24 protein-coding genes and 1 riboswitch are annotated in these 25,635 nt (G+C 41.3%); of the genes, 16 read left to right on the top strand and 8 right to left on the bottom strand.

Going from position 1 to position 25,635, the window contains the following annotated elements; all coding sequences use genetic code 11:
* Positions 1 to 296: 296 nt before the first annotated feature.
* From GOP56_RS13830 to GOP56_RS13810, 6 genes are all read left to right on the top strand, one after another.
* Positions 297 to 1,031 carry a DsbA family protein gene (locus GOP56_RS13830; protein ID WP_174250676.1) on the top strand — a complete coding sequence of 245 codons (735 nt, stop codon included), beginning with the start codon at positions 297 to 299 and terminating at the stop codon, positions 1,029 to 1,031.
* A gap of 3 nt (positions 1,032 to 1,034) precedes the next feature.
* A complete protein-coding gene (locus GOP56_RS13825) occupies positions 1,035 to 1,445 on the top strand; it encodes a disulfide oxidoreductase (RefSeq protein ID WP_022585509.1) in 411 nt (136 codons plus the stop codon).
* Positions 1,446 to 1,524: 79 nt separating this feature from the next.
* A complete protein-coding gene (locus tag GOP56_RS23435) occupies positions 1,525 to 1,695 on the top strand; it encodes a hypothetical protein (RefSeq protein WP_174250675.1) in 171 nt (56 codons plus the stop codon).
* Positions 1,696 to 1,842: 147 nt separating this feature from the next.
* Positions 1,843 to 2,433 carry a TetR/AcrR family transcriptional regulator gene (locus GOP56_RS13820; protein WP_003334444.1) on the top strand — a complete coding sequence of 197 codons (591 nt, stop codon included), beginning with the start codon at positions 1,843 to 1,845 and terminating at the stop codon, positions 2,431 to 2,433.
* Entirely contained in the window at positions 2,430 to 2,828 is a 399-nt protein-coding gene (locus GOP56_RS13815) for a DMT family transporter (protein ID WP_022585512.1), read from the top strand. Before GOP56_RS13820 ends, GOP56_RS13815 begins: the two co-directional genes overlap by 4 nt.
* Positions 2,829 to 2,877: 49 nt before the next feature.
* A complete protein-coding gene (locus GOP56_RS13810; RefSeq protein ID WP_163245865.1) occupies positions 2,878 to 3,759 on the top strand; it encodes an ROK family protein in 882 nt (293 codons plus the stop codon).
* Positions 3,760 to 3,851: 92 nt separating this feature from the next.
* Here the strand turns inward: GOP56_RS13810 and GOP56_RS13805 are convergent, their stop codons facing one another.
* The 3 genes from GOP56_RS13805 to GOP56_RS13795 all read right to left on the bottom strand — a co-directional run bounded on the left by GOP56_RS13805 (position 3,852) and on the right by GOP56_RS13795 (position 7,131).
* Positions 3,852 to 5,213: an MATE family efflux transporter gene (locus GOP56_RS13805; protein WP_101669208.1), complete on the bottom strand. Its 1,362-nt coding sequence runs from the start codon at positions 5,211 to 5,213 to the stop codon at positions 3,852 to 3,854.
* 113 nt (positions 5,214 to 5,326) lie between these two features.
* On the bottom strand, positions 5,327 to 6,160 hold the full coding sequence (locus GOP56_RS13800) for a MerR family transcriptional regulator (RefSeq protein WP_003341081.1): 834 nt from the start codon (positions 6,158 to 6,160) through the stop codon (positions 5,327 to 5,329).
* Between the two features lie 188 nt (positions 6,161 to 6,348).
* A complete protein-coding gene (locus GOP56_RS13795; protein WP_163245864.1) occupies positions 6,349 to 7,131 on the bottom strand; it encodes a CAP domain-containing protein in 783 nt (260 codons plus the stop codon).
* Positions 7,132 to 7,137: 6 nt separating this feature from the next.
* Positions 7,138 to 7,303, bottom strand: a riboswitch (cyclic di-AMP (ydaO/yuaA leader).
* Between the two features lie 447 nt (positions 7,304 to 7,750).
* On the opposite strand from GOP56_RS13795, the gene GOP56_RS13790 reads away from it, so the two are divergent.
* The 3 genes from GOP56_RS13790 to GOP56_RS13780 all read left to right on the top strand — a co-directional run bounded on the left by GOP56_RS13790 (position 7,751) and on the right by GOP56_RS13780 (position 11,631).
* Complete coding sequence (locus tag GOP56_RS13790) at positions 7,751 to 9,070, top strand: sigma-54 interaction domain-containing protein (protein ID WP_163245863.1); 1,320 nt, start codon at positions 7,751 to 7,753, stop codon at positions 9,068 to 9,070.
* 325 nt (positions 9,071 to 9,395) lie between these two features.
* Complete coding sequence (locus GOP56_RS13785; protein WP_163245862.1) at positions 9,396 to 10,778, top strand: GntP family permease; 1,383 nt, start codon at positions 9,396 to 9,398, stop codon at positions 10,776 to 10,778.
* Positions 10,779 to 10,854: 76 nt separating this feature from the next.
* A complete protein-coding gene (locus tag GOP56_RS13780; RefSeq protein WP_174250725.1) occupies positions 10,855 to 11,631 on the top strand; it encodes a 3-hydroxybutyrate dehydrogenase in 777 nt (258 codons plus the stop codon).
* Positions 11,632 to 11,726: 95 nt separating this feature from the next.
* Here GOP56_RS13780 and GOP56_RS13775 read toward each other — a convergent pair whose 3' ends face one another.
* Positions 11,727 to 12,014, bottom strand: coding sequence for a HesB/YadR/YfhF family protein (locus tag GOP56_RS13775; RefSeq protein WP_003334454.1), 288 nt, complete (start codon positions 12,012 to 12,014; stop codon positions 11,727 to 11,729).
* A 399-nt stretch (positions 12,015 to 12,413) separates the two neighbouring features.
* Between GOP56_RS13775 and adhE the strand changes: the two genes are divergently transcribed.
* From adhE to GOP56_RS13755, 4 genes are all read left to right on the top strand, one after another.
* Positions 12,414 to 15,023: a bifunctional acetaldehyde-CoA/alcohol dehydrogenase gene (adhE, locus tag GOP56_RS13770; RefSeq protein WP_163245861.1), complete on the top strand. Its 2,610-nt coding sequence runs from the start codon at positions 12,414 to 12,416 to the stop codon at positions 15,021 to 15,023.
* Between the two features lie 387 nt (positions 15,024 to 15,410).
* Positions 15,411 to 16,424: an ABC transporter substrate-binding protein gene (locus GOP56_RS13765; RefSeq protein ID WP_121472995.1), complete on the top strand. Its 1,014-nt coding sequence runs from the start codon at positions 15,411 to 15,413 to the stop codon at positions 16,422 to 16,424.
* 126 nt (positions 16,425 to 16,550) lie between these two features.
* On the top strand, positions 16,551 to 17,480 hold the full coding sequence (locus GOP56_RS13760; RefSeq protein ID WP_022585524.1) for an ABC transporter permease: 930 nt from the start codon (positions 16,551 to 16,553) through the stop codon (positions 17,478 to 17,480).
* A complete protein-coding gene (locus GOP56_RS13755; RefSeq protein WP_163245860.1) occupies positions 17,474 to 18,268 on the top strand; it encodes an ABC transporter ATP-binding protein in 795 nt (264 codons plus the stop codon). The genes GOP56_RS13760 and GOP56_RS13755 overlap by 7 nt, the downstream gene beginning before the upstream one ends.
* Positions 18,269 to 18,348: 80 nt before the next feature.
* Here GOP56_RS13755 and GOP56_RS13750 read toward each other — a convergent pair whose 3' ends face one another.
* Complete coding sequence (locus tag GOP56_RS13750) at positions 18,349 to 18,663, bottom strand: DUF4870 domain-containing protein (protein WP_003334459.1); 315 nt, start codon at positions 18,661 to 18,663, stop codon at positions 18,349 to 18,351.
* Positions 18,664 to 19,008: 345 nt separating this feature from the next.
* Between GOP56_RS13750 and GOP56_RS13745 the strand changes: the two genes are divergently transcribed.
* A complete protein-coding gene (locus GOP56_RS13745) occupies positions 19,009 to 21,306 on the top strand; it encodes an immune inhibitor A domain-containing protein (protein WP_163245859.1) in 2,298 nt (765 codons plus the stop codon).
* Positions 21,307 to 21,570: 264 nt separating this feature from the next.
* Here the strand turns inward: GOP56_RS13745 and GOP56_RS13740 are convergent, their stop codons facing one another.
* Together GOP56_RS13740 and GOP56_RS13735 are read right to left on the bottom strand one after the other, a co-directional pair.
* A complete protein-coding gene (locus GOP56_RS13740; protein ID WP_231929061.1) occupies positions 21,571 to 21,630 on the bottom strand; it encodes a putative holin-like toxin in 60 nt (19 codons plus the stop codon).
* A gap of 147 nt (positions 21,631 to 21,777) precedes the next feature.
* Positions 21,778 to 22,548, bottom strand: coding sequence for a sulfite exporter TauE/SafE family protein (locus tag GOP56_RS13735; RefSeq protein WP_163245858.1), 771 nt, complete (start codon positions 22,546 to 22,548; stop codon positions 21,778 to 21,780).
* A gap of 269 nt (positions 22,549 to 22,817) precedes the next feature.
* Here GOP56_RS13735 and cyoE point away from each other — a divergent pair, with 269 nt between their 5' ends.
* Positions 22,818 to 23,768 (top strand): heme o synthase, encoded by a 951-nt coding sequence (cyoE, locus tag GOP56_RS13730; RefSeq protein WP_022585527.1) that lies wholly within the window; start codon positions 22,818 to 22,820, stop codon positions 23,766 to 23,768.
* A gap of 205 nt (positions 23,769 to 23,973) precedes the next feature.
* Positions 23,974 to 24,870, top strand: a complete 897-nt coding sequence (locus GOP56_RS13725; RefSeq protein ID WP_003334465.1) for a COX15/CtaA family protein — start codon at positions 23,974 to 23,976, stop codon at positions 24,868 to 24,870.
* A gap of 71 nt (positions 24,871 to 24,941) precedes the next feature.
* Here the strand turns inward: GOP56_RS13725 and GOP56_RS13720 are convergent, their stop codons facing one another.
* Entirely contained in the window at positions 24,942 to 25,496 is a 555-nt protein-coding gene (locus GOP56_RS13720; RefSeq protein WP_003334466.1) for a GNAT family N-acetyltransferase, read from the bottom strand.
* Between the last annotated feature and the right edge of the window lie 139 nt (positions 25,497 to 25,635).

The raw sequence follows: 25,635 nt of genomic DNA, 5'->3' as shown, positions 1-25,635 counted from the left end.
GAAATTATCTAAACAGTGATGTAATCCATATATCATAAATGTCTAATAAAGCAGAATATCCTTGTTGAATAGCGAAGAATAGACTTGCAATTGCAAACAAATAAAAAATATACTGAAGATACTCGACAAGGACTGCTGATTAGAAAAAAATGAAAACTAGAAGTAATGTTGCAATTCGTTCAAAAAATATCCACTTTAGAGAAGATCACAGCATTGCGATAAAGTCCAAGATCAACTACTATGGAAAATAACTGTACTTTTGTAAGTAAATAAATAATAGTATGGGTGGTGTCAAGTTGAAAAAGCAACACAACAAAAAGACAAAAGCTGGATCAGGTAAAAAAGGACAATCCTCTGATCAATCTTCAAAATGGATTTTTTGGAGTATCGGAATCATAGCTGTTTTAGTAGTAGCGTATCTCTTTTTTATGCCAAAATCAACGCAACTGGCATTGATGGAAGCTACAGATTATGAAGGGCAGCCTTACTTTGGTAAAGAGACTGCCAAAGTTAAAATTGTAGAGTTTGGTGATTATAAATGCCCAGCCTGCAAAACATTTAATGAAGAGCTTGTAAAACAAATTGATAAAGATTTTGTGGAGACTGGAATAGCTCAGTTTTATTTCTTCCAGGATCCATTTCTTGCTGTAGATTCTCACCGAACAGCTTTATTTGCTGAAACGGTTTATGGAGAATTAGGGAATGACTTTTTCTGGAAATTCCATGATTTATTATATAAAAACCAGCCAGAGGACCTTAGTCTGGAAAAACAAGATTATTTTACAGAGGATAAGCTAAAAGGTCTTATCGGTCAAATCGCTGATCAAAAGCAAACGGAAAAGGTTATGCAGGCTTTTACGGCTAAGAAATACCAAGCGGCTGTTGACAAGGATTTGGCTATTGTAAAAAGGCTGGATGTAAGAGGAACCCCAACCTTATACATTAATGGTAAGCGATTTGAGGGAACTACCATGGATGACTTCAAAAAGGCTGTAGAAGAAGCCGCTAACCCTGTTACAGAGGGGAAATAGCGTATGAACAAGCCGTTAGTGTTTTCCTGGATTACTGCAATTATTGCCACAGTTGGCAGCCTTTATTTTAGTGAAGTAATGCATTTTGTCCCTTGCACGCTTTGCTGGTATCAGCGAATCTTGATGTATCCTTTGACAATCCTGTTGGGGATGGCTGTGTATCGCAATGATACCAGTATCTATAGATACATTTTGCCGCTTTCGATTATTGGCATGATCACTTCGGCTTACCACTATAGCGTACAGAAGGTTCCTTTTATGAAAGGAATGTCCTTCTGTACGCAAGGTGTGCCATGTACAGGTGAGTACATTAATTGGCTCGGCTTCATCACAATACCTTTCTTAGCATTAGTTGCCTTTGTGATGATTACGATTTGTCTGTTTGTAGTGAAAAGAGGGGCAGATACCGAGTAAGGACAAAAGAAGTGAGTATAGAGCTGGGCAAAAATTTATTGGTAATTTACTAACAAGAGCGGCATAGTGGCCAAATGAAGTGCATAAGCTATTGCAGATAGCAACAGACAAGCAGAGTGTTGGAAGAGAGAACTCCCAGCACTCTGTTTTTTTTATAGGGCAACGTGTACCGATTCATCAGCAAGGCAGTGTAGAGGCAGAAGCTGTCTATCTGGTTAAAGCTTTATTTTTTACCTATGGGGCTAAGTAAATTGAATAATAGGGGAATAGTGACATAGCTTCGTCAAAGGGAATGAGTGGTAGAGGATTGCTAACAAATGTTTTTTATTTTAAAATAGTAACAGTGGAAAATATAAAAAATAAAATATTTTCCTTGGTTCCAGAGGGGGTGATCTCAATGCAAAATCGCATTGCAGTGTGTGCGATTGAAGAGGTGAAGCGATATGGTGTCAAATTCACAATGGCAAACGTTGCTCAGCTTGCAGGCGTTAGCACGAAAACCTTATATGGTATTTTTACATCCAAAGAGGAGCTGCTAGCCTACATTATTCAGCAGGATATGCAGCATTATTTCAATAAAGAAACAGAAATCTTACAACATGAGCAGCTGGGGCCAATTGAAAAATTAAAACAGTTGTTCTTCGTGATTCCTAGTGAGCTTATCACGTTTGATTTACGATTCTTAGAAGAATTAAAGAGGTTTTATCCTGAGCAGTGGCAGATTTTTAATACGCTTATGCATGAGGGATGGGACAATATAAGCAGATTTATGGAAGAAGGCATTGCAGAAGGTGTCTTTCGGCCTGTGAATGTGAAGGTTTTTATCCAGATGTTTATAGGTTCCTTACAGCAGATGACCTATCAATCTCCGCTCACACAGCAGCAAATGACAGTGCACGAGGCGCTGGAAGCCATCATGGATATCATGGTGGAGGGTGTAAGAGATAGAGAGAGTGAGTCAGCAAATAGAGAGGAGAGAGCGAAATGAGTTGGGTCTTTTTGGGAGTAGCTATTTTATTAGAGGTTGCAGGCACGACTATGATGAAGCTGTCGAATGGATTAACGAAGATATGGCCAACCATTCTTATGTTTGTGTTTTATCTGATTTGCTTTTCCTCGTTAAGTTTAGCTTTAAAAAAATTAGAGGTTGGCGTTGTGTATGCAATTTGGTCAGGAATCGGTACCGCATTAATCGCGACCATTGGGATCATTTGGTTTAAGGATAGTCTATCCTTACAGAAGGTGATTGCCATCCTATTGATCATTGCAGGATGTGTTCTTTTAAATTTGCAAGGAGATTCCCATGGCTCACCAGCGGAAGGAAAGCACAGCGAAGAAACCGAAGTGGTAGCATCTGATAGTAAGAGTGGCTTATACCAGTAAGCAAAAAATGACGTAAAACCATTCAGGCTACAAAGGAGTGCACCAAGAAATGAGACTAGGGGCAGTGGAAGCAGGGGGAACAAAGTTTGTCTGTGCAATCGGAAATGAATTTGGAGAGATTTTGGAGAGAAGCAGCTTTCCAACCAGGACTCCGCAAGAAACCTTGGAGCAGGTAATAACTTTTTTACACCAAAAGAACCTAGATGCGATTGGAATAGGCTCGTTTGGACCGATTGATCTAAACACAGCTAGTGCTACCTATGGATATGTAAGGAATACGCCAAAGCTTGCTTGGAGAAATTATCACGTGCTTGGTCATATGAAAGAGCATTTTTCAGTTCCGATTGCGTTTGATACAGATGTAAATGCTGCTGCATTGGGTGAGGCTACTTGGGGTGCCGCAAAAGGCTTGGATAGTTGCATCTATATGACAGTAGGTACGGGAATTGGTGTTGGGGCTATTGTTGAAGGAAAGCTATTACACGGTATGTCTCACCCAGAGATGGGACATATCTTGGTAAAACCACACCATCTCGATTCGTTTACAGGTGTGTGTCCGTATCATGGCAACTGTTTAGAGGGCATGGCATCTGGACCAGCTATTGAAAAACGGTGGAATCAAAAGGGAGCAAAATTGCAAGCAAGCACAGAGGTCTGGGAGCTGGAGGCTTATTATTTAGCTCAAGCGTTGATGAATTATGTCCTTATCTTAGCACCTAAAAGGCTCATCATAGGCGGCGGGGTTATGAAGCAGGAGCAGCTATATCCCCTAGTAAGGCAGCAACTGAGCGAGCTATTACAAGGCTATGTGAGTGAAAATCAGTATTTCTGTGACGACTTGTCAACCTATCTTGTTCCACCGGCACTAGGGGATAATGCAGGAGTGTGCGGTGCTCTAGCCTTAGCGAAAAGAAGCTTGGTACAAGGATAACAGCAACCAACAAGGTTTTGATTGAAGATCAATTGATTTTGCATGTATATAAAAAAAGGTAGCTCATTTCGGGCTACCTTTTTTCGTGCTTGTTAGACAGTAACTTCTGTTTCGCGCTTTGTAAATTGTGGAACAGGTGGTGTTTTGCGATTTAACATACGAATGCCTAATGCGGTCAATGCTTCGGCAATAGGGATTGCTAGCCAAATGCCATTTACCCCGAACCATTTTGGCAGGATAAACACCAAAGGAATAACCAGCAAGACACCACGGGTTAAAATAATCCACAGTGATTTGCGTATCTTCTGTATGGCTTGGAAATACTCCCCATATACAAGATTATATCCTAAGAAAAGATAGTTGATAAAAAATAGATTCATTCCGTTCACGGTGATTTGAATCAATTCTTCTGATTGGATATCAAATAACATGATAAATACATTCGAAAACAAAACGCCAAAAAGTAAGGCGGCGATTCCGAAGCCCCAGCCAGTTTTTACTGTTAAACGTAAGCTAGCTCGCAATCGTTCACTTAATTGAGCCCCATAATGGAAGCTGGCAATCGGTTGCAGTGCCGCTCCTACCCCCATGAACAATAACAATAGCATCGCATGAATATAGTTAACGATGGCATAGGCTGCAACCCCCTGTGCCCCTAGATATTTCATGAAAGCCAGATTGTACGCTAAAGTAGTGATCGCGATCGTACTCTCCGCAATAAAGCTAGGAAAGCCGATATTTACGATTTGCCTGATTTCCTTTAACTGAAACCGGAATGCCACAAAACGCAATGTGCTACCTTTCTTCCAAAAGTGGGTAAGTAGCACTAAAAATCCGATAGCAGCCGATAAGATCGTAGCGTAGGCCGCTCCCTTTACACCCATTCCCATCATGAAAATAAAGATATAGTTAAATAGTATGTTCAGAACCGATGTGACGATTAGGCCCATCATCGCTAGCTTGGGGTTTCCATCATTACGGATAAAAATGCTCAGGATGTTTTCTAATACATAAACGATCCCGAAGGTTAACAGCACATGTAAATAATCAAGTGCATAAGGCAGGATTGTCTTGTCAGCTCCAAAAATATAGGCTATTTGTTCGATATGTGTTAAGCAAACAGCCATGATGAGGCTAACCAATAGAAGTGCCAGTGCAAAAGATTGGGTAAAAATCTGGCGAGCGTGTGTTACTTCATTTCTTCCCAAGGCAGCCGAGTAGAGAGTAGCTCCACCCATTCCAATCCAAAGAGAGATAGAAAGGAAGATAGAAAAGGCGGGTACGGAGATGTTTACCCCGGCTAATCCTTCTGGTCCCACCCCGCGGCTAACAAATACTCCATCCACAAAAATATTAATCGACATCAGTAACATGCCGAGTACAGAAGGGATGAGATAAGAGATGAATAGCTTTGGTACGGGGGTCTCCCTTAGTTTAATTGCTGCGTCTGTCATAATACGACCTCCTTGTGATAGCTCTTATTGTAAACCTTCAAGCTACTTGAAACTCAAGGGGGCGTAGAAATTTTTTTGTTTGCGAGTCAATAAATTTTGTTGAAATCAGTGATTTATAAGGAGGATAGAGGCTGAATTGGGATTTGAATTTCAGTAATAAATTCATCCGATTCGCTGGTGATAGACAAATCTACAATGCCTAGCTCATAGGATTTGTCTGTAATCTCATAATGACACTGTTTGATCGCTGAAAGGAGGCGTTCATATGACTGATCAAGCTGTTCGTAAGGCCCATAATGCATTGTACATGCATACAGACCGGCAGGAATACTGGCATAGCGCTCTTTATCGACGGGGAGATCATCAATCATAATAAATAAACTGTTGTAATCTTGATAGTCTCCTTTGAGGATGGCGGATTTGGACACAGAGGTACCGATATCACCAGCAAATAAGGATACCTCTAAAAGCTGAAGATCGCTTTGCAAGGTATTAAGGTGATATTCAAATTCTTCATCAGAGAGTTCTGCTTCCACGACTATGGAGTGAATATATCGCTTTGGTAACTCTTTAAATACCACGGAATCATCCGGTTTATCTACGCCTTGTTTAATGGTTGTGATCTTACTTTCCAAGCGATTTAACATGTAGACAATTTCCTGTTGTTTTTGTTGAAGAGATGTTCTTTGCTTTTCTAGGATGTCCAAAGCCAAATCGGGTGTACGTTCATCCATAAATCTTTTAATCTCTTGTAGGGGAATCCCTAAATGGCGAAAAAACTTAATAGAAGTCAAAGTAGAAAATTGGTCAATGGTGTAGTAACGGTACTGGGTTTTCTGGTCAATAGTTTTGGGCTGAAAAATGCCCTTTTCATCATAATAGCGAAGCGTTGATTCCGCGATACGATGCATACGAGCCATTTTGCCAATTGTAAAGCGATTTTTCATAACAGATTCCTCCGGTTCGGGTACACGTTTCCTCTTGTGTTCTAGTAATACATTATCTTGTCCTGTTATGCAAAATCAATTAAGTCAAAGAAGCATATAAAAAAGACAGACGAAATGATGAATTTCGCCTGTCTTTATGAGATAACATGGATAGAGGCTTTGTTGCTCCTCTATTTTGAGAGCATTGCTTATCCGATGAATTCTTGTACCCAGTAACCGTTGTAGTATCCTACTCCGATTTTTGTGAAGGAAGAATTCATGATGTTTTCACGGTGTCCGTCGCTGCCCATCCAGTCTTTCATTACTTCTTCAGCAGAACGTTGGCCTTCAGCGATGTTTTCGCCCGCTGTTTGGTAGGAAATCTTATACTGATCCATCATGTTAAATGGAGATCCGAAGGTTGGGCTATCATGGTCGAAATAATTGTTGTCTGCCATGTCTTTTGCTTTGTCTGTTGCCATTTTAGCTAGCTCTGTATCCATGCTAAGTGGTTTCAGACCAGCTTTAGCACGTTCTTTGTTTACGATATCTACTACTTCGTTCACCATTGCACTTGCGTCAGCAGATACGTTTTCTTTTGAAGCTTTATCTTTTCCCTCTTGTTTCATAGAAGGTTTTTTCTGTTTGTCTACAGAAGCTTCATCGGAATCGTCAGCAAATCTGTTTTCAATCTTTGGTGCAGAAGGTGATTTAGTATCCGAATCTTCGATGTTTTTGAACTTTTGAAAAATGGAGTTGTCCTTATCTTTCGTTTGATTCAATAGGCTATTTAATAGATCTGTAGGAAGACAATCCTTGGATTTTCCTTGCTTTTGATTAAGTAATTCAGTCAATGAAGTAATATCTTGTTTGGCAGGTAGATTTTTTACCGCGCATACTGGGGAAGCAGCAAATGCAGACGTAGCGACACCGCTCACTGCCATTCCTACTGCCAATGCAAATACCGTTTTAGACATCCAATTTTTCTTCATTTTTCATCGCTCCTTTTTTTTTACCTACGAGGTTAGTTGTCGGGTTCGGATTGAGGATACAACCCTACGCAGCATTTATGTGTGATTCACCCCAGGTGGCTAGCATAAGCCTTACACCATCGGTCATCCCCCGCACTTCTCATGATTTGGGAAGTTTCGGCAAACTCAGAATAACAAAGTTGCAAGCACGGAAAAAGCGGTAGATAACTGGTAAAAGTAGATAAAAATTCCTATTAGAATTTGATGAGAAAAGGAGGAATAAGGAAGAGATCAAGCGGCTAAAGGGATGAAGCTGGATCAAAATGATAGAAAATGAAGACCATGGGAATAGGTAGTTTGGAAAAAAAACAGCACATTTGTTATGTGGAGGAGGAGAGCGAAGCAGATGAAGCAGGAATAAATTAGGATTAATTGTAAAAAACATCCTCCTATCAAAGCCTACTATAAGACAAGCTGGATGATGGAAAAGTCAAATAGGAGGTTCATTTTAGAGTAAAAATCTGAAAATTGAAAGTATGTAAGAAGAGTGAAGAGGGGTACTAGGAGGAAACAAACCTATAACTAATGGTAGATAAAAGGAAGAATATCATTTGTTACGATCTAGAAGGAGGGTTGACTAATGGTTTTTCAGACCGCAGCATCGGCGGAATACCTAAAACTAGTAGAGGCTGTATTTGAACAAGCATATGAATGTATAGTGGTCACTAATCCAGAAGGCATCATTCTAATGATGAATCATACATATCGGAATTTCATCGGGATAGCTAATCCAATCGGCAGACATGTTACTTCAGTCATTGAGAATACGCGCATGCATATAGTAGCTAAGACCGGATTAGCTGAATTGGCTGAGGTTCAACGGATTAACGGCCGTGATATGATAGCGAACCGTGTCCCTATTTATCGGGATGGGAACATGATTGCTGTGCTAGGAACTGTTATGTTTCAGGATGTGCGGCAGCTTCACGCTTTGTCTGCTACTGTCGATCAATTAAAACAAGAATTAGATTACTATAAAGGCGAATTGCAAAGAAAGCTGGGAGCAGTTTATCGTTTTGAACAGATTGTTAGCACCAGCGACTTAATGAATAAATGTAAGGAATTGGCGATGAAGGTTGCTAAAAGCAATACAACTGTACTTATTACGGGAGAGAGCGGGACGGGCAAAGAACTATTTGCGCATGCTATTCATGCGGCAAGTCAGCGAGCGATGGGACCATTTACAGGAGCTTTGCGCAAAGGGAAAAAAGGAAAATTTGAGCTAGCTGATCGAGGTACAATCCTGCTAGACGAGGTTGGGGATATGCCACTCGCTCTACAAGCCAAGCTCTTACGCGTTTTGCAAGAAAAAGAAGTAGAGCGAGTCGGAGCAAGTCGACCAATCTCGTTAGATGTACGAGTGATTGCTTCTACGAATAAAGATATGTTTGCTTTAATGAAAGCGGGAAAGTTTCGCGAGGATTTATTTTACCGCTTGCACGTTGTTACCCTTACCATACCGCCGCTTCGTGATAGGCTAGAAGACTTGCCGCATTTGGTAGAGAGTATACAAGAGCAACTGATGGAGTCAACGGGGATTGTTCTGAAAGGGATGGATGAAGAGGTATGGGAGCTGTTGCGTTATCACCGCTGGCCTGGCAACGTAAGAGAGCTGCGCAATGTATTGGAGCGTGCCATGCATATGATGGAGGGGAGTTGGATTCGGGCCGAGCATATTCTGCTGCCAACATCCACATCAGGAAACCCAATGGTACAGAGTAGCCTTCCTATTCTTAAAGATTGGTTAGCAAAAGCTGAACGAGAGGCGTTGCTACGGGCCGTTCAACTAACTGGGGGAAATAAACGGGAGGCAGCAAAACTGCTCGGAATTAGTAAATCCAGCTTTTATCATAAGTGGGAGAGGCTAATTGACAGGCAAATGCAACAAGTGAAGCAGTAAGTCCAATATTTTGGAAGGTGTCCAGAATCTTGGACTTTTTTACATGTACAAAGATAAGGCTTATGATTCTTATAGAGACGAGCTTATATATTTGTAGGAAGCAAAGAGCGTGCGAATTTATTTCCGAAAATTTGGACTTTAATTCGAGAGCGGTATGTGAAAGCGTTCAGTTAGTAAAAGCATGGGACGCGAAAAAGGCTGTTCGTATCTGTGAGAGTTGCTGGAATGATAGTAAAGAACACGTATTACTGAATGAATGGCATGAATTATGCTTCTCTTGTAAACGACAGACACCATTTTGTCACATGAGAGAGGGGAAGTATTTATGCTGTTAGAGATCGTAGCGATCCTTGCATCTTTGAGTCTACTAATGTTTTTTGCATATCGAGGCTATCCCGTTATCGTATTTGCCCCCATTTTTACTCTGTTGGCTGTCGCTTTATCTGGCTTAGCGCTATTGCCAAGCTATACAGAGACATTCATGAGCAATGCAGCTAATTATATTAAGGCATTTTTCCCCGTCTTTTTATTGGGAGCGATTTTCGGTAAGGTGATGGAATTGAACGGAGCGGCTGGTTCTATCGCACAGACAATTGTCAAAGGATTAGGAGCAAAGCGTGCAGTGTTATCCATTGTATTAGCCTGTGCAATCCTTACCTATGGTGGCGTTTCCTTGTTCGTTGTAGCTTTTGCGGTCTATCCCTTTGCAGCAGCTCTTTTCCGGGAAGCGAATATCCCGAAGCGCTTGATTCCGGGGACGATTGCTTTAGGAGCGTTTACATTTACCATGGACGCGTTACCCGGTACACCACAGATTCAAAACATTATCCCAAGCAATTACTTTGGGACAGATGCCTATGCGGCCCCGCTAGTAGGAATTGTGGGAGCCTTCCTGATTTTTCTGGGCGGGATGCTGTGGTTGGAAAAACGTCGCAAACAGGCGGCTATAGCGGGAGAGGGATATGGTGACAATCATAAGAATGAGCCAGAAGCAAAAGAAACTGAAAAATATCCTCCTATTGCCTTGGCTATCTTGCCTTTGTTGCTGGTGCTTCTCACTAATTTTCTGTTAAGCAGAGGATTCATTGCGGTCGATAGCTGGTATGATCCGGCTATGCTTAACGAAAAATTTAAGATTGAAAATGTGAAGACGGTAGCTTCTTCATGGGCTTTGATCATTGCGTTGTTAGTAGGAGTTATTTCAGCTTTAGCTATCAATGTAAAAACGGTGCACAGCAAGCTAGCGGCAGGTCTTACAACAGCAGCCATGGGGGCTTTGCTTGCCATCTTTAATACGGCTTCTGAGGTGGGCTTTGGGAACGTGGTAAAGACATTGCCCGGCTTTAAAAGCATTCAGGGTTGGATTTTGGGTGCAAGTGATCATCCATTGGTCTCTGAGGCCTTAGCGGTAAATGTACTGTCTGGAATGACTGGTTCCGCCTCTGGTGGTTTGTCGATTGCCTTGGAGGTAATGGGCAAACAGTATGTAGAGCTAGCAAATGCCGCTAATATTTCCCCAGAACTCCTACATCGGATTGCTTCCATGGCCTCAGGGGGGATGGATACGCTGCCTCATAATGGTGCTGTCATTACATTATTGGCTATCACGGGGCTTACGCATCGTCAGTCCTACAAGGATATTTTTGTTATTACTGTATTGAAGACAGTAACGGTTTTCCTATTGGCTTTCGTGGTTTCCATTTTCTAATGAGATGAGGGCGGAAAAGGGAAGAAATAAAGGCTGTTGCCATGATGATAAGGAAGAGGAGAAATGTCGTATGGGGTTGCTAGATCAAAGAGTAGCATTCATCACTGGGGCTGCGAGCGGTATTGGTTATGAGATGGCTAGGCATTTTGCTAAGGAAGGAGCGATTATTGCCATCGCTGATCTGAATGCAGGAGCTGTTGCTGAGTCGGCAGAGAGACTACGTCAGCAGGGGTATAAGGTGATCGGCTTACCCTGTGATGTTTCAAATGAGGAGCAGGTTGCAGCCAGCGTCCAACGAGTTGTCGAAGAGTATGGCAGATTGGAGATTTTAATCAATAATGCTGGTCTACAGCATGTGTCTTCAATTGAGGAATTTCCGACAGAGCGTTTTGAGCTACTGCTAAAGGTCATGCTAGTGGGGCCTTTTCTAGGCATTAAGCATGCTTTCCCTATTATGAAACAGCAGGGATACGGTCGGATTTTAAATATGTCATCCATAAATGGGCTTATCGGATTTGCTGGAAAAGCGGCCTACAACAGTGCCAAGCATGGAGTAATTGGATTGACGAAAGTAGCCGCATTAGAGGGAGCAGTACATGGGATTACAGTAAATGCCTTGTGTCCCGGCTATGTTGACACTCCTTTAGTACAAAATCAACTGAAGGATTTGGCTATTACTCGTAACGTACCTTTAGAAAAAGTATTGGAGGAAGTCATTTACCCTTTAGTTCCTCAGAAGAGATTATTGTCCGTAGAGGAGATTGCAGACTATGCCTCTATGCTGGTAAGCGATAGATTAAAGGGAGTGACAGGCATTGCCGCCGCTATTGATGGCGGATATACCGCTCAATAAAAGAACCATTATGAGCAACTGTAATGAGAAAAAGCAGGTAACAGAAAAGGAGTAGAGAAGTCCTTTGGCTATTACCTGCCTTTCTATCTATTTTCTTATTGGAAAGAAAACGTAATTTCTTCTAAAGCTTCATTAAAATCAACTGTCATGCTTTTATCTTCAATAAACCACATATCATCTTGTTCAAAAAAGAAGGTCATGCCTTCAACCGTACTGGAGAGTGCAATCTCATTCGGTTCGGTTTTAGAAATCCCCATGGAATAGCTTTTATGTAGGCTAGTGCCTCCGCCGTATCGGACGAAAAAGCGAATGAAATCGCCTGATTTAAAGCCCCAGTCTTTTTTGAACCAAGCAAGTGCCTGTGGTGTAATGGTAATGGACATTAAGAGCCACTCCTTCATCATGTCATCTGGAGATTGGTCGATACAGAAGTATCCTTTTATGTAGCATACCAGATTTTTATTGAAACATGATAGGAGATAAGTGTAAAGTCTAAAAAAGTTAGTTAAAAAAATCCAAGCAAACGTGTGAGAAACATCACATACATATACGTAGTTATCGAGTAAGATTAGAGTGTACCAAGGAGCTGAATAGAAAAAGATAGCCCCAAGGTGGTTTATAAGGAATTGCTTTTATGCACTACTTAACATCAATAACAAAAGTTCCTTGTAAACTAGAATGTGAAAAATTTCACTTTCGCTTTATTTTTTTAACGCGTACGTGAAAAAATTCACTAAATCTGTGGATACAATGCTTTCTTATTTAATAAGGAGGAAGAAACCATGAGCAATGAAGTAAAAGTGCAGGAGCAAGCAAAAGAAGAGGCAGTAAAAACAATGATTGATACCTTGGTCGAGAATGGTAACCAAGCGTTAAAGGACTTTGCTAATTACGATCAGGAGCAAATAGACAGCATTGTAAAAGCAATGGCATTAGCCGGGTTAGATAAACACGTATATTTAGCAAAATTGGCTCATGAGGAAACAGGACGTGGTGTTTTTGAAGATAAGATGATCAAAAACATTTTCTCTACAGAATATATTTATAACAGTATTAAAAAGGATAAAACAGTTGGTCTTATCCGTGAAGATGAGCAGAATGGCATCATCGAAATAGCTGAACCGATTGGGGTAGTAGCAGGGGTTACACCAGTAACAAACCCGACCTCTACCACCATGTTCAAAGCAATCATTTCTATTAAAACACGAAACCCAATTATCTTCGCTTTCCATCCATCTGCACAGAAGTCTAGTGCAGAAGCGGCGCGTACATTATATGAAGCAGCCATTAAAGCTGGTGCTCCAAAGAATTGCATTCAGTGGATCGATCAGCCTTCCCTAGAAGCAACCAAACAACTGATGAATCATTCAGGCACAGCTCTTGTATTAGCAACAGGTGGAGCCGGTATGGTGAAATCAGCTTATAGTACAGGGAAGCCGGCACTTGGTGTAGGTCCTGGTAACGTACCTTGCTATATTGAGCGGACTGCGGTAATCGAGCGTGCGGTAAATGATTTGATTTTATCCAAAACATTTGACAATGGTATGATTTGTGCTTCTGAGCAAGCCGTGATTGTTGATGCACCAGTCTATGAACGAGTTAAACAACTGATGATCTCCAATAATTGTCACTTTTTGACAGCTGATGAAAAGGCAAAAGTGGAGAAATTGGTCATAAATGAAAATACATGCGCCGTTAATGCGGATATCGTAGGAAAACCAGCGGCGGTTATTGCAGAATTGGCTGGTATACATGTAGATCCGGAAACGAAAATTTTAGTAGCAGAATTGACAGGTGTAGGCCCTGATCATCCATTATCTCGTGAAAAATTAAGTCCTGTTCTTGCATGCTATAAAGTGAAAAACGCGGATGAAGGCTTCCGCCGTGCCGAAGAAATGCTTGAATTCGGCGGCTTGGGACATACAGCGGTTATCCATACAGAAGACGATGATCTTATGGAAGCATTTGGAATGAGAATGAAAGCTTGCCGTATCGTAGTGAATGCTCCATCTTCTCAAGGTGCAATCGGGGATATTTACAATGAATTCATCCCATCCCTAACGCTTGGTTGTGGTTCTTATGGTCGAAACTCTGTATCTACCAACGTTAGTGCTGTGCATATGATCAACGTCAAAAAGGTGGCGAAACGACGAGTGAACATGCAATGGTTTAAGATTCCAGAGAAAATTTACTTTGAGAAAAATTCTATTCAATATCTGCATGATATGCCTGATATCTCTCGTGCTGTAATTGTGACAGACCCAGCTATGGTAAAACTAGGCTATGTAGATAAGGTATTGAGAAATCTGCGCAGTCGTTCTCAATATGTCCATTGCAAAGTGTTTAGCGACGTAGAGCCAGATCCATCTGTAACAACTGTACGGAAAGGAACCGAACTCATGGTGGATTTCCGACCTGATGTGATCATTGCATTAGGTGGCGGTTCTGCGATGGACGCAGCGAAAGCGATGTGGTTGTTCTATGAATATCCAAATGAAGAATTCCAAAACCTATACCAAAAATTCTTGGATATTCGTAAACGCGTTTATAAATTCCCTAAACTGGGCCGCTTAGCTAAATTCGTCGCGGTTCCTACCACCTCTGGTACTGGTTCTGAGGTAACACCATTTGCGGTAATTACTGACCGTGAGAAAAACATGAAATATCCAATTGCTGATTATGAATTGACTCCTGACGTGGCGATCCTTGATCCGCAATTTGTAATGACTGTACCAAAGGTAATCACTGCTGATACTGGTATGGACGTCCTTACTCACGCGATGGAAGCGTATGTATCTGTAATGGCAAATGATTTCACAGATGGTCTGGCATTAAAAGCCATTCAACTTATCTTTGAATACTTGCCACGTGCCTATAAAGACGGTGGAGACGAGGTCGCCCGTCAAAAGGTCCACAATGCATCTTGCATAGCAGGTATGGCTTTTGCGAACGCATTCCTTGGTATCAACCACAGCTTAGCACACAAATTGGGGGCTGAATTCCATATTGCACACGGTCGTTCCAATGCGATTTTAATGCCACATGTTATTCGCTTTAATGCGACTGTTCCTAATAAATTCGCATCTTTCCCTCGATATGAAAAGTTCATAGCACATGAGCGCTACGCAGAAATCGCTCGTTTGTTAGGACTGCCTGCTAAAACAACAGAAGAGGGTGTAGAAAGTCTAATTCAAGCCGTCATTACATTAGGAAAATCTTTAGATATCCCAATGAGCATTGAAGCGAATGGAGTAACGAAAGAAGACTTCGAAAAAGAAGTGGATCGCTTAGCAGTTCTCGCATTCGAAGACCAATGCACTACGGCTAACCCTAAAATGCCATTAGTTACTGAGCTTGCAGAGATTTACCGAAACGCATTCAAAGGCGTGTAGAGCTACACAAATTTGTGTTAGCTATACCATATAGTTTCTCCTTTCCGATTTCATATGATAACCTTCCCTTCACACTACTAAATTGGGCGAGCCGAATCAGGCTCGCCGTTTTTTTCTTTTTCCTGCGCGACAGCAATCTTATTACTTTAATTGCTATCTTCTTACTATGTAAAAAATTTTACTGAAGCGTTTGTTAATTTCAGCATATTTCAGAAATTATATTTACAGTCTTCAAAAAATCAGATAATGTATTACAAAAGAACATAGCAGTACAGTTGAGAGAGCAGATAGAGAAGAGTAGATAGAGAAGAGTAGATAGGTTTTTAGTAAACAGTGCAGGTTAGACCAGTATAGTACAGGGTTTTAGAGCTGAGGAGGAGAGTTTAGATGAGAAAAGTAACAGGTTTTATTATGTCTATTGGATTAGCGTTGTCATTAGCTGCATGTGGTGCTGCACCAACTGCAAAGCAGGAGGGAGTAACAGCAGCTGGACAAGATACATCAGAGAAGCAGGTCAAAATTGGTGTATCCCAATTTGTACAGCATCCTGCCCTAGATTCCATTTATCAAGGAATTAAGGATGGATTAAAAGATAAAGGCTTTGAAGAGGGTAAAAATCTGGAAGTAGATTATCAGAACGCAAACGGCGAACTGAATAATACCATCACAATTGCTCAGAAATTTGCGAGCGACAAGAAAGACGTGGCAGTGGCGATTGCTACTCCGTCCGCTCAATCGTTGGCTAAAGCTATTGAAGATGTTCCAGTAGTATTTACTACAGTGACAGATCCTGTATCAGCAGGATTAGTGCCTTCTTTAGATAAACCAGATAAGAATGTAACAGGAACTTCTGATAAATTGTCAATGGAAGTGCAGTTGCAGCTCGTTCAAAAGTTCATTCCTACCATCAAAAAAATCGGTGTCATCTATACTACATCAGAAGTAAATGCAGAGGTTCAGGTTAAGGATTTACAGGCGGCTGGTCAAAAAATGGGTATCGAAGTAGTCCCAGCAGGCATCAGCAGTCAAAATGAAGTGCAAATGGGCGCTCAATCCTTACTTGGCAAAGTGGAAGCTATTTTTATCCCGATTGATAATACAGTGGTTGCTTCCATTGAAGGCGTGCTTGGTGTAGCGGAGAAGGCTAAAGTACCGGTGTTTGCATCCGATATGGATACGGTAAAACGCGGTGCAGTGGCTACGTATGGCATTGATTATTACAAGATGGGCAAACAGACCGGGGAAATGGTCGCGCGTATTCTGAATGGTCAGAGTGTGGCAAATACACCGGTTGAAGTTGGAAAGGATACCGAATTGGTCATTAACGAGAAGGCTGCTCAAAAGTTTGGTTTGACTATTTCAGATGATTTGCGTAAAGAAGCGAAAGAAATCGTGAAATAACAAAGGGGGCAGCGATGCCCTCTTTTTGGCGTGCGATTAGACAGGGTACTGCTTGAAGAGAGCAAAAATCCGATTAATGTAGAAGGTTGAGATTAGTAAGCTGAGACGAGCACAGGAGGATGACAGATGAGTGTAGCAATGATGGGAGCTTTGGAACAAGGATTATTATTTGCTGTAATGGCTTTAGGTGTTTATCTTACGTTTCGCATTCTTAACTTTCCTGATCTAACAGTAGATGGGAGCTTTGCCTTAGGTGGAGCAATGGCAGCTACCTTGATTTCGGAAGGAACAAATCCTGTATTAGCTACTTTAGTTGCCACAGGAGGTGGAGCATTAGCGGGAGCTTTTACAGGAGTACTTACTACGAAGGGGAAAATTAACGGGCTACTTGCAGGGATTTTAACCATGATTGCCCTATACTCGATTAATTTACGAATCATGGGTAAATCAAATGTTCCCCTATTACGTGAAACGACACTGTACTCAATAGCAAAGGATATGTCTATTCCAGACTTCACGGTGAATGGTATTACATTGTTTTCAGGAGTTGCGTTCCTTTTCCTAGTGGGAGTTTTTCTCTTAAAAGGAATCTTAGATTATTTTTTACATTCTGATATAGGGCTTGATCTGCGTGCTACGGGAGATAATCCAACTATGATACGGAGCTATGGTGTTGGTACGGATGGAACGTTAATTATGGGACTGGCCCTATCTAATGCACTCGTGGCCTTATCTGGGGCGCTGATTGCCCAATTTCAAGGGTTTGGTGATGTAAACATGGGAATCGGCATGATTATCATTGGACTCGCCTCTGTTATTATTGGAGAAGTGATTGTTGGCGATAAGAGCATCATGAGAGCTACATTTGCAGTTATTATTGGCTCCTTATTGTACCGATTTGTCATTGCTTATGCACTAAAAGTTGGCTTGTCGCCTGGGGATATGAAGCTGATTACCGCTTTACTAGTGATTGTGGCACTTACTTTACCGAATGTATTGCGTGGGATGAATAAGCACCTGCCTGTCTTAGGTAAAGGAGGGAATAAATCATGCTAAAGCTAACAGATGTATCTAAGCTATTTTATAGAGGAACCGTAAACGAGAAGATTGCTTTACAGCAAATTCATTTACATTTGAAGCCGGGCGATTTTGTAACCGTAATAGGCAGTAATGGAGCAGGTAAATCAACATTGCTAAATATGATCGGCGGAGCTTTGTTGCCGGATGGTGGACAAGTATGTATTGATGGGAAAGATGTAACACGCAGGGGAGAGCATCAACGCGCTAAATATATAGGTCGAGTATTCCAAGACCCAATGGCGGGAACCGCACCTCATATGACTATTGAGGAAAATCTAGCTATCGCACTAGCGCGAGGGGAGCGGAGATTGTTCCGACTAGGGGTCACGAAGTCAAAACGGAGCTTCTTTCGCGAACAACTGAGCATTTTGGAGCAAGGGTTAGAAGATCGCTTGCAGGCTAAGGTGGGTCTATTGTCTGGAGGTCAACGTCAAGCTCTAAGCTTGTTAATGGCAACCCTGACTCAGCCAAAAATCTTGCTATTAGATGAGCACACCGCAGCGCTTGATCCGAAGCGGGCAGCACTGATAACAGCACTGACTAAGCGAATTGTCGAACGTGATCAGCTAACGACTCTCATGGTCACACATAACATGGAGCAGGCACTTTCGCTAGGAAATCGATTGCTGATGCTGCATGAGGGTAAAATTATTTTGGACGTAGGGCAGGAGCAAAAAGCTAGCATGACGACAAAAGAGCTGTTACAGGCTTTTGAAACAGCGCGGGGCGAGAGCTTTACAGAGGATCGATATTTACTGTCGTAACAAACGAAACTATGAAAATACAAAAGCCAATGCTTATGGACAAAGGACCTAGGCATTGGCTTTTTATATGAAAATCCCTATTAGCCGTTGATCAGACGACCAATGATTGGATAGTAGTACGTTCTACCTGTAAGAGAGTAGAAAATACCTTTGATTGGGCAGTAGAGAGCCATGATTCCGAACACGATGAGGAACGGAATACCAATTAGTATAAACGACAAAGCCCAAGAAATACCGATCAATACAGACATGGAAATATGGAAAACGAGTGCTTGCAGAGCTACATTTTTGACATATCGATCAGATGCAAGTAACCAAATAAGAATGGGCCCGATGATGGGAGCAAAAAAAGTGCTGGCATGGGAAAGTAATTTTAACACTTGATTCATTTCCATAGCAAAAACCTCCTATTCGTTAAGGCAAATATCACGTAAGTAACAATAGATTCACATGATATCATGTTCCTAATGAATTTTCAAAATGTCATACTCAAAATATTTCTTTGTTTTACACTTTTATTTTACAAATGAATCAATGTTTTTTATACCAGCAAACGAATGATTTTTATCTCCTCCTAGAGACTGAGAGGAATAGTTAAATGAAAGTTGAACGATTGTCGAAATATATATTTGGTTTATCGAAAAAAATAAAAAAATGTAAAAGGATTTTAAGATAATGAAAAGAATGGTAAAAAGATACCCGAATAATGAGTTTTTATAGGAGGAAAGGAAGGTTTTCAGATGAAGTGGAGAAAGACAATGTCTGCGATTCTTGCCACCGCGCTGCTTTTTAGTACAATGGCAGGCGTACCAAGCATTACGGAAGCTAAGAGTAAGAAAGATACCAAACAGCAAAAACATCACCAGAAGAAGAAAAAAGACAAAGAAACGACAAAAGACAATTTTTCACCCGTAGACGAGTCTAGTCTTAACCTCGATCGTTTAGTGAAAAATCTACAGGCAAGAGGCATTATCGCTGAAGATGCTACTCAGGATGAGATTCGAGATTCTATCAAGGAATATCTGGAGGATAAGCGTATACCGAGCGGGCCAGATACCTCAAGCTCATTTGGTGCTGAGGCAAAGCGGAGTCAAGAAGCTGCTAAAGAAGAGGTCATCCAGAATGTAGCTGAATTTAAAGGAAAGAAGCGTTCCAGAAATTTTGATGACAATATGTTTGTTGATAATATCGTTGTTAGTCTCATTGAGTTTCCCGATCGGCTTCACAATGAATTACCAAAAGTGAAGGATTCGATCTGGACGGCTGATTTTAATGAAGAGCATTATGAAAAAATGCTGTTTGAACCGGGCGGATATACTACGCCGGAGGGAACTTCAATGACCACAATGGCTAAATATTACGAAGAGCAATCGCGTGATACTTGGTCCGTAAATGGGATAGTAACACCTTGGATAACCGCTAAACATTCCTATAAATACTATGGGAAGAATAGAAATGGTGGGGATGCTCACCCACGTGAGCTAGTTATTGAATCCTTGGAGCAGGTAGGTAAGGCAATCGCTGGCCATGAGGAGGAATACGATCAACGTGACCCTTACGATCTTGATGGGGACGGAGATTTAAATGAACCGGATGGCATTTTGGATAATCTGATGCTGGTACATGCCGGTATCGGAGAAGAAACAGGGGAGGATGACGATGCGATCTGGTCACATCGTTGGACGCTGGAAGAGCCTGTTAAGATACCAGGAACCAATCTACTTGCATATGATTATATGATTCAACCAGAAGATGGAGCGCCAGGTGTTTTCAGTCATGAGTATGGACATAATTTGGGCTTACCGGACTTATATGATACGAATAAAGGCGGACACGATTCTCCAGTTGGAGCTTGGTCATTAATGTCAAGCGGTAGTCACACAGGCTATGTATTTCAAACAGAACCAACTAGTCTTGATCCGTGGTCTAAGATGATGCTGCAAGAAATGTACGGAGGCAAATGGGTATCTCCGAAGGTAGTAGATTATGCTGACCTTCGCAAGAAACAGAAGTTTACATTGCACGAAGCGGTAAACAAAGATATTGATAATAACATGGTACTTAAAATTGATATGCCTGAGATTATGAAGGATGCACCTACGAAGCCCTTCCAAGGTGAATATTCTTATTTTTCGGATGAGGGTGATAATTTAACCAGTACGATTACCACTCCTGAAATTGATCTCACGGATGCTACGGAAGCAACAATGACTGTAGATATGTGGAGGAGTATTGAAAAAAATTACGATTTCTTATACCTAAATGCTATTGATGTAGATACAGGCGAGGAGGAATTAGTAGAGGATTGGAGCGATGATCCCGAGGAATGGGAGGAAGTAGAGATTGATCTCTCTGATTATGTCGGGAAAAAAATGAAATTCCAATTCGAATATGTGACAGATGCTGCTATGACGAAGCAAGGAGTATATCTGGATAACATCGTAGTATCAGTTGATGGTGAAGAGGTATTTACAGATGACGCAGAAGGGAAGCCGAAGATGGATTTAGACGGCTTCACTCAATTCGATGGAAAAGGTAAAAAATATGATGCCTATTATCTCGTAGAATTGCGCTCTTATAACGGTGCTGACGAAGGATTGAAATATTTTCGCCGTGGAGAAACATTTTTAACCTATGATCCTGGAATGGTTATTTGGTATTACGATGGGAAATATGGTGCAACCGAAGATAATAAAACCAGCTTGCATCCTGGTCATGGAATGCTTGGCGTCGTTGATTCCCATCAACAAATAAAATATTGGGACGATAACAAGAAGAAACCAGCCGATGCGCGTTACCAAGTAAGTGATGCTGCATTTAGTCCAAATCGTACCAGTGAAATTAATCTTGATTATATCTTGGGCAAGATGTGGAGTCCGTCGAGGAAGGGTGTAACAACCTTCTCGGATGAAAAGGATTACTCGATGCCAGGCTTAGAGGATGTAGGAATGGTACTGCCACAGGTAGGTCTTACCATCAAGATTAAGGATGTCGAGGAGGACTTCTCAAAGGCTACAATCGAAGTGTGGAAAGACTAGAGAATAGGACAAAAAAAGACGACTTGTTAGAAAGTCTTCACCAAAAATTAGAAAATAGGTTACATGAATTCGAGCATTTGTGATAACATATGAATTGTTGGAAACAGCAACCTATTTCGACAAAAAATTACAAAAAATATTGTCGATCCGCATAGAAAAACCGCAGGTGGCCGAACACCTGCGGCGATCGCAAATAGTCGTACGGGGTAGGTAGCCGTTCGAGTCAGCCATGGCCACTTTTCTGTTTAGTAGACAGACTAGTGGTCATTTCCGTTTGGCAGAGGCGGTCAGCAAGGCTATGATGAGTGTCCCAAATGTAATCATCAATGATAAGCCTTCATACACTGACATATGCCCACCCCCTTTCCGTGGGGATACGGTCCGCCTTACCGTCGTTTGACTTATCTGCTTAAAATTTATTATATCATGATATTTTCCTTTGTTGTATTATTTTGTAAAATGTCATGATTGTTAAATCATTTTTAGACCGCTGATTAAAATAATAACGCAAATCATGTAGCGTAAATGAATGGTAGGTACTTTAAGAGCAAGCAAACTCCCAATAAAAACACCGGGAATTGAACCTGTTAACAGTTGGAACACGGTAGCATAATTTATGTTTCCATATAGGATATGAATAAAACCAGCAGCAGTAACAAGAAAAAAAGCGTGAGCAATATCGGTTCCGACCGTTGAGGCACCTCGCATTTGAAAAAGGTAAAGCAAAACAAGGGCAAATAGGGAACCGCTGCCAACAGAGGTAAAGCCTACGATAAAACCTAAGATGGCCCCCGCAGTAATGACTAACATACTTTTTTCTTGCGTCGTTTTTAGTTGCCATTTGTTTGGCTTCACTTCTTTATGAGATTGAATCGTTTTGATCAGCATGACAATAGGAATGAGAATCAGCGCAAAACCTAATACCTTTTTTACTACTACATCAGCCGAACCGAAATTTGTTTGTATCCAATGTAGAGAATGAACGGCGAGAATGGCGCTGGGTACACTTCCAATACCTAAGTAGAATACAATGGTCCAGTCCACCGTTTTTTGTCTCCAATGCTGGAGAGTACCAAATATTTTTGTAATGGAGTTGTAGACAAGGTCTGTTCCTACGGCGATCGTTGGTTGAATTCCCATCATGATTAAGAAGGGCGTCAGTATTGCTGCCCCACCTACTCCTGTTAATCCGACAAGAAAGCCAACTAATACACCGATGAGAGTTAATGAAAGATCGATCATGCGAAACCCTCTCTTCTATGGGCGAATGTACCTTACATGGTATGGAGCAGAGAGAATCAGGGTGCGTATCGATCAAAAAATGGGCGAGGGGCAGTTGTTATGTGCTAACTGCGTTTCTATTGTTGACTGTATATGGAAAGATTCGCTACAATGAATGCGAATCTATTTATGAAAAAAATCACTTCTTAGCTATAGACTTTCGAGTAAATATTCCGCTGTTATAGGATATGGGATCACTTATTTTGAAAGAAGGAAAGGAGCCTTGCAATATGGAACACGAGGTTGACTTAAAGGAGTCCGGCACCTCTTTCCTAGATGATATGGATACAAAACAAGTGCAAACTGAACCCGCAACGCTATCAGATTATGTACAATTAATGAAACCAGGTATTATTTTTTCTAACTTGCTCACTGCTTTTGCTGGTATTTGGCTTGCTTCAGCAGGTTTTAAAAATTTTCAATTTGACCTGACGATCTATACGTTGATTGGAACTTCTGTCATTATTGGCTCTGGTGCTGTGCTGAATAACTATCTGGATCGCGATCTGGATAAAAGAATGAAACGAACGCAAAGCCGTGCCTTAGCAACAGGACGAATTCAACCACGCAATGCATTGATTTTTGGACTAGGTTTATTATTGCTTGGATTGATAGTGCTGTTCTTTCTAGCTAATCCACTGGCAGCAGTTTGTGGTCTGGTGGGGCACATTTTTTATGTGTTAATTTATACCCCGATGAAGCGTGTCAGCACTTTGAATACCGTGGTAGGTAGTGTCTCAGGAGCTATGCCGCCTTTAATTGGCTGGGCTGCCGTAACAGGAACGCTTGATTTAGGAGCCTGGACTTTGTTTCTAATCATTTTCTTGTGGCAATCTCCGCACTTCTTGTCATTGGCTATGATGAAGGTGGAGGATTACCGAGCAGGCGGTATCCCAATGCTTCCGGTGGTACGCGGATTTGAAGAGACCAAGCGTCAGATGTTCTTCTGGGGTGCTGCACTACTGCCGGCATCACTCATTTTATTCCTATATGGGAATGTAGGCATGTTATATTTTATTGTCGCATCCATCATGGGGATTATTTATGTAGTGCTTCTCTTCCAAGGTTTTTCTGCCAAGGATGATATGGCATGGGCGAAAAAGCTATTTGGTTATTCGCTCATTTACTTAACAGTGATGTGTGCAGCCATGGTTATCAGCGCTATTTTGGTTCACTTATAAAAAAGTTTGAAAAGTTGACATGTTTATCACACATTAATATAGGAACATCTCTTGCAAAGCGGGGGATGTTTCTTTACTGTTAAAGGAAGTAAGAAAAAATTCGGAATAAAGGAATTTATTAAAAAGATGGCGGTTACATTTTTGCGCCAGCTAGGTTCGTTGCTTCTTCAAAACGATTTGCTACATTAATAAAAGAGGTATGGAAATGGACAAAAATGTAAAACGATTAGCGATCCTCTCGACCCTTGTTATGTTTATCGTGATGATTGCCGGTTCTTTAGTAACCAAAACTAATTCTGGTCTCGGCTGTGGAAATGATTGGCCACTGTGTAACGGGAAGTTTGTTCCCTCCTATGCTTTGGAGTCGATCATTGAATATGTTCATCGATTAACCACCGGTCTAGCAGGGATTGTAGTGGTTGTCTTTTCTATTTACTCGATCTTTACATACAAGGGCAATAAAGAAGTATTAGGGCTAGCAATTTTCGGAATGTTTTTTATTGTAGTAGAATCTATCCTAGGAGCCTCTGCAGTCATTTGGCCACAATCTTCACCTGTCTTGGCTCTTCATTTTGGCTTTTCTTTACTCGCCTATACAGGGGTATTTATGCTCACCATGTTTGTGATTAATCATGAACGCCTCCAGAAAATAATCAAGGGAACTGTTACAAAAGGCTTTGGTTTATATGTGTGGATGGTAAGTTTATACGCTTACGGGGTTGTGTATTTGGGTGCCTACGTGCGTCATACAGGCTCCAGCTTGGGCTGTTCGGGCTGGCCGCTTTGTAATGGAAAGCTTATTCCAGAATTGAGCGGTCAGGTAGGTGTTCAGTTTGTACATAGGGTGGCTGCTGCTGTATTGGTGCTGTTGATTATCGGAATTTATGTATATGCTGCCAAACATTATAAAGAATCACGCAAAGATATTTATACCTGCTCTAAGCTAGCGCTTGTATTGGTTATTCTTCAAGTTCTTAGTGGAGGCTTAGTGGTATTTGCTAATTTAGAATTATATGCTACTTTGACACATTCTGCCATCATAACAGTATTTTTTGGCATACTATGCTACTTAGGCTTACAGACATTGAAGAGGCCATCCTAAAAAGCGGAAATGGAAAGAGCGAGGTGTTCTCGCTCTTTTTCTTTGGTAGACGGATGAGTAGCTGAGGAAGCCTAATCATCCTCCATGTATTCGTCCTGCAAGACGGAGTAAACCTTTGAATCCCGCAGTTCCCCTTTGATTAACACATTTTTACGCAGTGTTCCTTCATAAACCATCCCCAATCGTTGCATGACACGCTCAGATAGCGTGTTAGTTGCTTCACATTTACCTTCCATGCGAACAAGGCCAATTTCTTTAAACCCATAAGCCATTACTGCCCGAAGCGATTCGTAGGTCATTCCTTTTCCGCGATAGTCAGGATGAAGGACTGCACCTAATGAAGCGCTTTTTTCTTTTTCTGCATATTGAAAAAGACCTGCGACTCCAATGGTTTTACCAGATTCTCGATGATAGATCGCCCAAATAAAAGCTTTTTTCTCTGCGCAATCGGCCATTCGTTTTTCTAAGTACAGAACCGTATCTAATTTACTTTTATGGATTTTTCTAGGAACGTGATGCGTGGTTTCTTCCTTTGAAAAGATTTCAAAAAGGTCATCGGCCTGATGTAAGGATAGATGGAGGAGCATGAGTCGTTCGGTTACGAGAACAGGGTAGTCGGTTATCATTGATCCAACTCCTTTATATGTATTAGTTCCTTGAACCTATTTTTTCTTATTCTATGTATATCACAGGTTTTGGTAGAAACAAAAGAATATCTCCAAAACTTTCATCACTATCTTTTCTGAAGCAACCCTCTTACTTCTG

The sequence above is a fragment of the Brevibacillus sp. 7WMA2 genome, assembly GCF_010748895.1.
GTDB lineage: Bacteria > Bacillota > Bacilli > Brevibacillales > Brevibacillaceae > Brevibacillus_B > Brevibacillus_B halotolerans.
Note: the sequence above shows the minus strand (reverse complement) of the source record. Positions and strands in the feature narration are given on the sequence as shown.